This window comes from Serratia liquefaciens (assembly GCF_027594825.1).
In the GTDB taxonomy this organism is placed as follows: Bacteria; Pseudomonadota; Gammaproteobacteria; order Enterobacterales; family Enterobacteriaceae; genus Serratia; species Serratia liquefaciens_A.
Map to the genome: position 1 here is coordinate 3208890 of NZ_CP088930.1, position 11231 is coordinate 3220120.

Annotated in this window: 7 protein-coding genes, 1 tRNA gene and 1 rRNA gene; 7 read left to right on the forward strand and 2 right to left on the reverse strand. The window is 55.4% G+C overall.

What is annotated here, in order from left to right:
• Nucleotides 1-26: 26 nt before the first annotated feature.
• Both fadA and fadB read right to left on the reverse strand, forming a co-directional pair.
• On the reverse strand, nucleotides 27-1190 hold the full coding sequence (gene fadA / locus LQ945_RS14580) for an acetyl-CoA C-acyltransferase FadA (protein WP_044554467.1): 1164 nt from the start codon (nucleotides 1188-1190) through the stop codon (nucleotides 27-29).
• 10 nt (nucleotides 1191-1200) lie between these two features.
• On the reverse strand, nucleotides 1201-3390 hold the full coding sequence (gene fadB, locus LQ945_RS14585) for a fatty acid oxidation complex subunit alpha FadB (protein ID WP_269935328.1): 2190 nt from the start codon (nucleotides 3388-3390) through the stop codon (nucleotides 1201-1203).
• 233 nt (nucleotides 3391-3623) lie between these two features.
• On the opposite strand from fadB, the gene LQ945_RS14590 reads away from it, so the two are divergent.
• The 7 genes from LQ945_RS14590 (at nucleotide 3624) to LQ945_RS14620 (ending at nucleotide 11138) form a co-directional block, all read left to right on the forward strand.
• Complete coding sequence (locus LQ945_RS14590) at nucleotides 3624-4820, forward strand: MFS transporter (protein WP_270101061.1); 1197 nt, start codon at nucleotides 3624-3626, stop codon at nucleotides 4818-4820.
• A 117-nt stretch (nucleotides 4821-4937) separates the two neighbouring features.
• Nucleotides 4938-6269, forward strand: a complete 1332-nt coding sequence (pepQ, locus tag LQ945_RS14595; protein ID WP_270101062.1) for a Xaa-Pro dipeptidase — start codon at nucleotides 4938-4940, stop codon at nucleotides 6267-6269.
• Nucleotides 6269-6883 (forward strand): IMPACT family protein, encoded by a 615-nt coding sequence (locus LQ945_RS14600; RefSeq protein WP_262240191.1) that lies wholly within the window; start codon nucleotides 6269-6271, stop codon nucleotides 6881-6883. The genes pepQ and LQ945_RS14600 overlap by 1 nt, the downstream gene beginning before the upstream one ends.
• Nucleotides 6884-6918: 35 nt before the next feature.
• Nucleotides 6919-8370: a Trk system potassium transporter TrkH gene (gene trkH / locus LQ945_RS14605; RefSeq protein WP_020824856.1), complete on the forward strand. Its 1452-nt coding sequence runs from the start codon at nucleotides 6919-6921 to the stop codon at nucleotides 8368-8370.
• 22 nt (nucleotides 8371-8392) lie between these two features.
• The gene (gene hemG, locus LQ945_RS14610) at nucleotides 8393-8926 is read left to right on the forward strand and encodes a menaquinone-dependent protoporphyrinogen IX dehydrogenase (RefSeq protein WP_262240192.1); all 534 of its coding nucleotides are present in this window, start codon (nucleotides 8393-8395) and stop codon (nucleotides 8924-8926) included.
• 452 nt (nucleotides 8927-9378) lie between these two features.
• A 16S ribosomal RNA gene (locus tag LQ945_RS14615) occupies nucleotides 9379-10921 on the forward strand.
• A gap of 141 nt (nucleotides 10922-11062) precedes the next feature.
• Nucleotides 11063-11138: transfer RNA gene (locus LQ945_RS14620), tRNA-Glu, on the forward strand.
• Nucleotides 11139-11231: the final 93 nt, after the last annotated feature.

Sequence of the window (11231 nt, forward strand, 5' to 3'; positions counted from 1 at the left end):
GACGCAGTCAGGCCAAAGAGACACAGCTAAACGCGTTCAAAGACGGTGGCAATCCCCTGGCCCAGGCCAATACACATGGTCGCCAGACCGAACTGTACATCGCGGCGTTCCATGTTGTTCAGCAGGGTGGTCGAGATGCGGGAACCCGAGCAACCCAGCGGGTGACCCAGCGCAATGGCGCCGCCGTTCAGGTTGATCTTGTCGTCGATACTGTCCAGCAGGCCCAGATCCTTGATACAAGGCAAGGACTGTGCAGCAAAGGCTTCGTTCAGTTCGAACAGGTCGATATCCTGTACGGTCAGTCCGGCGCGCTTCAGCGCCAGCTTGCTGGCAGGCACCGGGCCGTAGCCCATAATGGACGGATCGCAGCCGACTACCGCCATCGAGCGAATGCGTGCACGGGCTTTCAGACCGAGCGCTTTGGCACGAGATTCACTCATCAGCAGCATGGCGGATGCCCCGTCGGACAAGGCCGAAGAGGTGCCGGCGGTCACGGTGCCGTTGACCGGGTCGAATGCCGGGCGCAGCGCCGCAAGGCTTTCGACGGTGGTTTCCGGGCGGATCACTTCGTCGAAGTCATAACGGGTCAGCACGCCATCGGCATCGTGGCCGGTGGTGGGAATAATTTCATTCTTGAAGTAGCCGGCCAGGGTGGCGGCATGTGCACGTTGGTGCGAACGCGCGGCAAACTCGTCCTGCATCTGACGGCTGATATTGTGTATCTTGGCCAGCATCTCGGCGGTCAGGCCCATCATGCCGGCGGCTTTTGCCACGCTGCGGCTGAGCCCCGGGTGGAAATCCACGCCGTGGTTCATAGGTACGTGGCCCATATGTTCGACGCCACCAATCAGGCTGACGTGTGCGTCGCCGACCATAATGGCGCGTGCTGCGTCGTGTAACGCCTGCATGGAGGAACCGCATAGCCGGTTGACGGTCACTGCCGGTACGCTGTGCGGGATCTCTGCCAGCAGCGAGGCGTTACGGGCGATGTTAAAGCCCTGCTCCAGCGTCTGTTGCACACAGCCCCAGTAAATGTCGTCAATTTCGGCTGCGTCCAACGCAGCATTACGGCTCAGTACGGCGCGCATCAGGTGAGCGGAAAGATCTTCGGCACGTACCTGGCGGAAGGCGCCGCCCTTGGAGCGGCCCATCGGCGTGCGTACGGCATCAACAATAACTACGTTTTCCATCTTTATGACCTCATGCCGGTTGGCCAGTGGAGACATCGGACAGCGGCGCTGCCACCGGGTAGTAGCTTTCATTACGTTCGGCTTTGGCGCGCAGGCCGGCAGGCACCTGATACAGAGCGCCAAGGTGCGCATAACGCTGGGCCAGTTCGACGTAATGGGTGGTGCCAAGCGTATCCAGGTAGCGGAATGCTCCCCCGTGGAACGGCGGGAAACCGATGCCGTAGACCAGTGCCATATCGGCCTCGGCCGGGCTGGCGATGATGTTTTCTTCCAGGCAACGCACCACTTCATTGATCATCGGGATCATCATGCGGGCGATAATTTCTTCGTCGCTGATGGTCTGACGTGGCTGGCTGACGCTCGCCAACAGCGCATCGGTTTGCTCATCGTTGTCTTTACGCGGCTTGCCTTTGTTGTCCTGGCTATAGCGATAGAAGCCCAACTGATTTTTCTGACCGAAACGCTGGTTATCGAACATCACGTCGATAGCGTCACGGTAATCTTTGCTCATACGCTCAGGGAAACCGGAAGCCATCACTGCCTGGGCATGGTGTGCGGTATCAATCCCCACCACGTCGAGCAGATAAGCCGGGCCCATTGGCCAGCCAAATTGTTTTTCCATCACTTTGTCGATCTGGCGGAAGTCCGCCCCGTCGCGCAGCAGCAGGCTGAAACCGGCGAAATACGGGAACAGCACGCGGTTGACGAAGAACCCCGGGCAGTCATTCACCACAATCGGCGTTTTACCCATGCGACTGGCATAGGCCACCACGGCAGCGATGGTGCTGTCGCTGGTCTGCTCGCCGCGGATGATTTCTACCAGCGGCATACGGTGTACCGGGTTAAAGAAATGCATGCCGCAGAAATTTTGCGGGCGCTTCAGCGATTTCGCCAGGTGATTAATGGGAATGGTTGAGGTATTGGACGCCAGGACGGTATCTTCGCCAATCAGGCCTTCCACTTCGGACAGCACTGCCGCCTTGATCTTGGGATTCTCGACCACGGCTTCGACAATCACCTGCGCGCGCTCGATACCTGCATAGTCCAGCGTTGGCTGAATGGTCGACAGCACCTGGGCCATCTTCATGCCGTCCAACTTGCCACGCTCCAGTTGCTTGTTCAGCAGCTTGGCGGCTTCGTTCATGCCGAGCGTCAGGGATTTGTCGCTGATGTCTTTCATGATCACCGGCACGCCTTTCAGCGCGGACTGGTAGGCGATGCCCCCGCCCATGATGCCGGCCCCCAATACTGCTGCCTGCTTCGGTGCTTCAGCATTCAGCGCTCGCTTCTTCGCCTGACCTTTCACGAACTGATCGTTGAGGAAGATGCCGACCAGTGCGCGTGCTTCTTTAGAGCGGGCCAAGGGTACAAAGCTGGCGGTTTCCAACTTCAACGCTTCGTCACGGCCCAGTTTGGCGGCGGCTTCAATGGTTTTGACCGCGGTCATCGGTGCCGGGTAATGTTTGCCCGCGGTTTGCATCACCATGCCTTTGGCGGTGGTAAAACTCATCGCGGCTTCGATTGGGCTAAGCTTCAACGGCTCGAGCTTTGGCTGACGATACGCGCGCCAATCCAGTTTGCCGTCGATCGCCTGTTGCAGCATTTTCAGGGCGGCATCGACCAATTTTTCCGGGGCGACCACGGCATCCACCAGGCCGACTTTCAGGGCGTCTTTGGCGCTGACGTCTTTACCGGCGGCGATGATCTCCAGAGCGCTGTCGTTACCCAACAGGCGTGGCAGACGGACGGAACCGCCAAAGCCGGGCATGATACCCAGTTTGGTTTCCGGCAGGCCAATGCGCGCATCCGGTGAGGCGACGCGGAAGTCGGTTGCCAAAATGCATTCGCAGCCGCCGCCGAGCGCATAGCCGTTAATGGCCGAAATGGTCGGCACCGGCAGATCTTCCAACCGGTTAAAGATGCTATTGGCAAAGACCAGCCATTCCTGCAGTTTTTCAGCTGGAGCCGCAAACAAAGAAAGGAACTCGGTGATATCGGCGCCGACAATAAAGGCGGCTTTCGTGGAACGCAGCAGCAGGCCTTTCAGTTCGGTCTGCTTTTCCAAAACCGTGAGCGCTTCGCCCAGGCTGGCAACGGTGCGGGTATCCAGCTTGTTTACAGAACCTGGGGCATTGAACACCAGCTCGGCGATGCCGTTGTCGAGCCAGTGCAGTTGTAATGTTTCGCCTTGGTAGAGCATGTCTATCTCCTGAATCAGCGTTTGATCTGGTATGACCAGATGATGAGGAGTGTGGTTTTTATGTTAACAATATGCAAATGAGAGATTGCATTTTTGCAGGTCGGATCACATGGCTTTGGGTTATGATTTTGATTTAAAACGAAGTTATATTTTATGCGTTATGGTGATTTGCTGGTGTCGGAAACCCCTCATACACTTGCCGGAGCGGAGTGCTAAACACCCAGAGGTGCGAAATGAGTAAAGCGGTATGTGCAAAACAGAGTGGGTTTTGGAGTCTTCCCGCCAGAACCATGACGCTGGCCTGCTTGCTGGTCTTCATGGCGCAGATGGCGACAACGGTGTATCTGCCTTCGTTACCGACGGTGATGCAGGAGTTGTCGATGACGCGTCGTGCCACCGAGCTATCGATATCGATATTCGTCATTGGCGCCGCGCTGCCGGTGCTGTTCTGGGGGGCGGCAGCCGATCGCTTTGGGCGGCGCCTGCCGCTGACGTTGTCGTTGGCGTTGTTTATCACTTGCAGCGCGCTGCTGGCGTTTTGCAGCAATGGCACCCAATTATTGGTGCTGAGGGCACTGCAGGGTATCGCCGCCGGGGGCGCCGCGATCATCGCACGCATTATTGTTCGCGATAACTGGAGCGGCGACGAGCTGGCACGGCGCCTTTCGGTGCTGTCGATTGCTTTTATCGCTGCATTGGGCGGCGGGCAGTTTATCGGTGGGTTGCTTAGCCAATATTCGCACTGGCAAATGGGCTTTGTACTGATGGGGCTGACCGGGTTGGCGATCCTGCTGCTTATGCAGACGCTGCCGTTGGAAGCCGGCAGGGCTGCGGGGCCTCGTCCACCCATGGCCACGGCCTATTGGCGCATTTTGCGTCGGCCGGGGTTTTTCTGGCCGGCCTGCGTCGGCGGATTGGGGTTCGCAACCACGGTGACCCTGCAAGAGGTGAGCCCGTTTATTATGCAGCAGGGGTTTGGTCTGAACGTGACGGCCTTTGGGGCGCTAGGATTGGTGATCGGCGTAGCTTACTTTACCGGGGCGATGGCGGTGAACCGGACGGTGGCTCGTTTCGGCGGCAAACGGCTAATGCAGGTGGGAGCGAGTATTGTCGCTATGACGACCGTCGCGATCATGCTGCTGTGGTGGAGTGGCGTGCTGGTGGGGCTTTCCGGCATGACGTTATTCATCGTGCTGTACTGCCTGACGATTTTTGGCCAGGCGGTATTGTTTCCTAACAGTATGGCGATGGCCGTCAGCGATGCCAAAGAGCAGGGTGCCTATGCCATGGCGTTGTGCGGATTTCTGCAGCAGTGCTTGGCGGGTATTGCTGCGGCCGGCGCTGTTTTGCTTGAACATCACGGTCTGTGGGCCGCCGCGATCGCCTCGTCAGGTTTTATCGCCTGGTTAATTGTTAAGCTGCGGATGTAACGACATTTACAGTGATTTGCGAAGCGCCCCGCATGCCAGAGGTGATGAGGTTGGTGCGCAGGAACGGTGTGCTAAGATGAGGCATTCCGTTCTAATGGTATGTAAAAGGGTATTGTGATGGAAACACTGGCTTCTTTGTATAACGACCACCTGGCAGAACTGCAAAAACGGGCGCGTGAAGTGTTAACGCGCAACAAACTGGACGCGTTGCTGATTCACTCCGGGGAACTGCAGCGGATATTCCAGGACGACCGCAGTTATCCGTTCAAAGTGAATGCGCATTTTAAAGCTTGGGTGCCGGTGACTTCGGTCCCAAACTGCTGGCTGTGGGTGGACGGCGTTAACAAACCGAAGCTGTGGTTCTATTCGCCGGTTGATTACTGGCATAGCGTTGAGCCGCTGCCGGACAGTTTCTGGACCAAATCTGTTGAACTGATGCCGTTGGCCAATGCCGACGATATCGCTCAGCAGCTGCCAGCCCAGCGTGAGCGCGTGGGCTATATCGGTTATGCGCAACAGCGCGCTCGCGATCTCGGTATTTCGGCAGAAAACGTCAACCCTAAAGCGGTGCTGAACTACTTCGACTTCCATCGCTCAATCAAAACCGGCTACGAGCTGGCCTGCATGCGTGAAGCGCAGAAGACCGCGGTTATGGGGCATCGTGCTGCCCACGAAGCTTTCCTGTCAGGCATGAGTGAGTTTGATATCAACCTGGCTTATCTCACGGCGACAGGCCATCGCGACACCGATGTGCCTTACGACAATATCGTTGCGCTGAATGAGCATGCGTCTGTACTGCATTACACCACGCTGGATCACCAACCGCCGGCTGAAATGCTGAGCTTCTTGATCGATGCTGGTGCGGAATATAACGGCTATGCGGCCGATCTGACTCGTACTTATGCTGGCCAGAGCGGTAGCGATTTCGCCCAGTTGGTTAAAGATCTTAATAGCGAACAGTTGGCGCTGATGGAAACCATCAAAGCCGGTGTGCGTTACACCGATTATCATGTGCAGATGCACCAACGCATCGCCAAATTGCTCAAGAGCCACAAACTGGTGAGCGGTATCAGCGAAGAAGCCATGGTGGAACAAGGGCTCACCACGCCGTTCCTGCCGCACGGTTTGGGCCACCCTCTGGGCCTGCAGGTGCACGACTCAGCCGGTTTTATGCAGGATGAACAGGGTACCCATCTGGCGGCGCCATCGAAATACCCATACCTGCGCTGCACCCGCGTATTGCAACCTGGCATGGTGTTGACCATCGAACCTGGCCTCTACTTTATTGAATCCCTGCTGGCACCGTGGCGCAGCGGCGAATTCAGCCAGCACTTTGCCTGGGATCGCATTGATGCGCTGAAACCTTATGGTGGTATCCGTATTGAAGACAATATCGTGATCCATGAAAAGCGCATTGAGAACATGACGCGCGATCTGAACCTGGCCTGATGCAGCCTTATCCGATCCCCGCAGGCCCCATTAGCGTCAGCGAGGAAATCAAGAAGAGCCGTTTTATCACCCTGCTGGCGCCGACCAGCGGGGTTGATGCGGCCAAGGCGTTTATCCAGCAGGTACGTGATGAGCACCCGGCAGCCAGGCATCATTGCTGGGCATTTGTCGCCGGGCCGCCGACCGATTCTCAGCAATTAGGCTTCTCCGATGACGGGGAGCCCTCCGGCACGGCGGGTAAACCTATCCTTGCGCAGCTCATGGGCAGTGGCATAGGCGAAATCACCGCCGTAGTGGTACGTTACTACGGCGGTATCAAGTTGGGCACCGGCGGTTTGGTGAGAGCCTACGGCAGCGGGGTGCAGCAGGCATTAAAACAGTTGGCCGTGAGCCACAAGATCCCGCAGGCCGAATATACTTTGCAATGCGACTATGCTCAGTTGGCGCTGGTAGAGAATCTGTTGCAGCAAACAGAAGGGCGGATTGTACAGGGGGAATATGGTGCCTCCGTCATGCTGCATCTGGCTTTGCCTGTCACCGGCGTTGAGGCGTTCGGGGATAAATTACGTGATCTCAGTCGCGGTAATTTGCAATTAACCCCCATTTCGCAATAATTCCCCCCAACTGAATTGCTAAGGATCGTGCTGAAATGCATTTTCGCGCTATTACCCGTATCGTGGGTTTGTTGGTCATCCTGTTCTCCGGGACGATGTTTATTCCTGGTCTGGTGGCATTGATATACCGCGATGGGGCGGGGCGGGCGTTCAGCCAGACCTTCTTTGTGGCGGTAACCATTGGCCTGATGCTGTGGTGGCCTAACCGTAAACAAAAGCACGAGTTGAAGCCGCGGGAAGGCTTTTTGATCGTGGTGCTGTTCTGGACGGTGCTGGGCAGCGTCGGGGCATTGCCGTTTTTATTTTCGGAGCGGCCTAACCTGTCGCTGACCGATGCCTTCTTCGAGTCGTTTTCCGGCTTGACCACCACGGGGGCGACAACGCTGGTGGGGTTAGACTCGTTGCCCAAAGCCATCTTGTTCTATCGGCAGATGCTGCAATGGATGGGCGGGATGGGGATCATCGTGTTGGCCGTAGCGATACTGCCGATCCTCGGTGTCGGGGGGATGCAGTTGTACCGGGCAGAAATGCCGGGTCCACTGAAAGATAACAAAATGCGCCCGCGCATTGCCGAAACGGCTAAAACCCTGTGGCTGATTTACGTTCTGCTGACCATTGCCTGCGCGTTGGCGCTCTGGGGGGCCGGCATGTCGATGTTCGACGCCATAGGCCACAGCTTCTCGACCATCGCCATTGGCGGCTTCTCTACCCACGATGCCAGCATCGGTTACTACGCCAGTCCCACCATCAACACCATTATTGCTATTTTCCTGCTGATCTCCGGTTGTAACTACGGCCTGCACTTTGCCTTGTTGAGCGGACGCAGCCTGAAAGTGTACTGGCGTGACCCTGAGTTTCGCATGTTTATCGCCGTCCAGTTGACGCTGGTGGTGGTCTGCACTGGGGTACTCTGGGGGCATGGCGTTTACAAAACCGGTATGGAAACGCTCAATCAGGCATTCTTCCAGGTGGTGTCGATGGCGACGACGGCCGGCTTTACTACCGACAGCATTTCCAAGTGGCCGTTATTCTTGCCGATGTTGCTGCTTTGCTCTGCCTTTATCGGCGGCTGTGCCGGCTCGACGGGCGGTGGCCTGAAAGTGATTCGTATTCTGTTGCTCTATTTGCAGGGCTCGCGTGAGTTAAAAAGGCTGGTGCACCCTAACGCGGTTTACACTATCAAATTGGGTAACCGCGCACTGCCGGAACGGATCCTGGAGGCGGTATGGGGATTCTTCTCGGCTTATGCATTGGTCTTTATCGTCAGCATGCTGGCCATTATCGCAACCGGTGTGGATGATTTCTCTGCCTTCGCTGCTGTGACGGCGACGCTGAACAACCTGGGGCCGGGGTTGGGGGTGGTGGCAGATAACTTTACTACTATGCCTGCACCGGCGAAGTGGATCCTGGTTCTGACGATGCTGTTCGGTCGCCTTGAGGTCTTTACACTGCTGGTTCTGTTTACGCCGACGTTCTGGCGCGAATGACCTTGATAAAAGGAGTAACGCCGTGAAGGCACTGATTCTTTATTCTAGCCGTGATGGGCAAACACGTTCTATCGCCTCTTATATAGCAAACAAACTGCAGGATACGCTGCGCTGCGATGTGATCGATTTGCTGCAGGCGGATAATATTGACCTCACGCAGTATCAGCAGGTGTTGATTGGCGCATCGGTGCGTTATGGCCATTTCCATCCGACATTGGAAAAGTTCGTCAAACGTCATGCCGAACAATTGAACCGCATGCCGAGCGCATTCTTTAGCGTCAACCTGACCGCCCGTAAAGCGGACAAGCGTTCCCCACAGACCAATGCTTATACCCGCAAGTTCCTGCTGGCGTCGCCTTGGCAGCCAAAACAGTGCGCCGTGTTTGCCGGCGCACTGCGTTATCCACGTTATCGCTGGCTCGATCGCGTAATGATTCAACTTATTATGCGTATGACCGGGGGCGAAACAGACAGCAGTAAAGAAGTGGAGTACACCGATTGGCAGCAAGTGGAACGTTTTGCCCAGGAGTTTGGCCATATTCAGTATGAAAAGTGACGAAAACGCTGGCTTGTGCAGCGTTTTGTCGAAAAATACCGCGCTTGAAAAGTTTTTTGCATTTAGGGGTTGCGGCCTTCTGAGAACTCCCTATAATGCGCCTCCACTGACCGGGAACAACGACTCCTCTAACGAGAACCAGTCGCCCAGCCAGAAAGATTCAAGCCGGTGAAAACACCGTTTCTTAATAAGAAAAAAGCTTGACTCTTCAGGTGAAAAGCGTAATATACGCCACCTCGAGTTAGCAACCTAACTCACTGCTCTTTAACAATTTATCAGACAATCTGTGTGGGCACTCCACAAGACGATATCCAGAACCTTCGGGTTCGAAAAAATATCAAGTCTTGAAGAGTGACCAAGCAATAAGTCAGTCGGTTGATTCGTCAACGGTCTGATTATTACGAAAGTTAATTTTCGAGCATCGCTTCACGAGTTGAAGCAAATCAAGCTTTTAATTGAAGAGTTTGATCATGGCTCAGATTGAACGCTGGCGGCAGGCCTAACACATGCAAGTCGAGCGGTAGCACAGGAGAGCTTGCTCTCCGGGTGACGAGCGGCGGACGGGTGAGTAATGTCTGGGAAACTGCCTGATGGAGGGGGATAACTACTGGAAACGGTAGCTAATACCGCATAACGTCTTCGGACCAAAGTGGGGGACCTTCGGGCCTCATGCCATCAGATGTGCCCAGATGGGATTAGCTAGTAGGTGGGGTAATGGCTCACCTAGGCGACGATCCCTAGCTGGTCTGAGAGGATGACCAGCCACACTGGAACTGAGACACGGTCCAGACTCCTACGGGAGGCAGCAGTGGGGAATATTGCACAATGGGCGCAAGCCTGATGCAGCCATGCCGCGTGTGTGAAGAAGGCCTTCGGGTTGTAAAGCACTTTCAGCGAGGAGGAAGGGTTCAGTGTTAATAGCACTGTGCATTGACGTTACTCGCAGAAGAAGCACCGGCTAACTCCGTGCCAGCAGCCGCGGTAATACGGAGGGTGCAAGCGTTAATCGGAATTACTGGGCGTAAAGCGCACGCAGGCGGTTTGTTAAGTCAGATGTGAAATCCCCGCGCTTAACGTGGGAACTGCATTTGAAACTGGCAAGCTAGAGTCTTGTAGAGGGGGGTAGAATTCCAGGTGTAGCGGTGAAATGCGTAGAGATCTGGAGGAATACCGGTGGCGAAGGCGGCCCCCTGGACAAAGACTGACGCTCAGGTGCGAAAGCGTGGGGAGCAAACAGGATTAGATACCCTGGTAGTCCACGCTGTAAACGATGTCGACTTGGAGGTTGTGCCCTTGAGGCGTGGCTTCCGGAGCTAACGCGTTAAGTCGACCGCCTGGGGAGTACGGCCGCAAGGTTAAAACTCAAATGAATTGACGGGGGCCCGCACAAGCGGTGGAGCATGTGGTTTAATTCGATGCAACGCGAAGAACCTTACCTACTCTTGACATCCAGAGAATTCGCTAGAGATAGCTTAGTGCCTTCGGGAACTCTGAGACAGGTGCTGCATGGCTGTCGTCAGCTCGTGTTGTGAAATGTTGGGTTAAGTCCCGCAACGAGCGCAACCCTTATCCTTTGTTGCCAGCGCGTAATGGTGGGAACTCAAAGGAGACTGCCGGTGATAAACCGGAGGAAGGTGGGGATGACGTCAAGTCATCATGGCCCTTACGAGTAGGGCTACACACGTGCTACAATGGCGTATACAAAGAGAAGCGAACTCGCGAGAGCAAGCGGACCTCATAAAGTACGTCGTAGTCCGGATCGGAGTCTGCAACTCGACTCCGTGAAGTCGGAATCGCTAGTAATCGTAGATCAGAATGCTACGGTGAATACGTTCCCGGGCCTTGTACACACCGCCCGTCACACCATGGGAGTGGGTTGCAAAAGAAGTAGGTAGCTTAACCTTCGGGAGGGCGCTTACCACTTTGTGATTCATGACTGGGGTGAAGTCGTAACAAGGTAACCGTAGGGGAACCTGCGGTTGGATCACCTCCTTACCTAATGATATTGATTGCGTGAAGTGCTCACACAGATTGTCTGATGAAAAGTAACGAGCAAAGCGCTACCTGTTGATGTAATGAGTCACTGACTCATGCTGATACGAGAAACGGTTAAACCCTGGTTTAATCGGATTTTGTGTCCCCATCGTCTAGAGGCCTAGGACACTGCCCTTTCACGGCTGTAACAGGGGTTCGAATCCCCTTGGGGACGCCATCCGATAATGAGTGAAAGACATTATCACCGGTTAGCAATAACCGAAAACATCTTAAAGATGACTCTTGCGAGTCGTGTTTAAGATATTGCTCT

Excerpts from the sequence above, each read along its gene's own strand:
- LQ945_RS14590 (WP_270101061.1), top strand. The coding sequence starts at position 3,624 with ATGAGTAAAGCGGTATGTGCAAAACAGAGTGGGTTTTGGAGTCTTCCC.
- LQ945_RS14600 (WP_262240191.1), top strand. The coding sequence starts at position 6,269 with ATGCAGCCTTATCCGATCCCCGCAGGCCCCATTAGCGTCAGCGAGGAA.
- trkH (WP_020824856.1), top strand. The coding sequence starts at position 6,919 with ATGCATTTTCGCGCTATTACCCGTATCGTGGGTTTGTTGGTCATCCTG.
- pepQ (WP_270101062.1), top strand. The coding sequence starts at position 4,938 with ATGGAAACACTGGCTTCTTTGTATAACGACCACCTGGCAGAACTGCAA.
- fadA (WP_044554467.1), bottom strand. The coding sequence starts at position 1,190 with ATGGAAAACGTAGTTATTGTTGATGCCGTACGCACGCCGATGGGCCGC.
- fadB (WP_269935328.1), bottom strand. The coding sequence starts at position 3,390 with ATGCTCTACCAAGGCGAAACATTACAACTGCACTGGCTCGACAACGGC.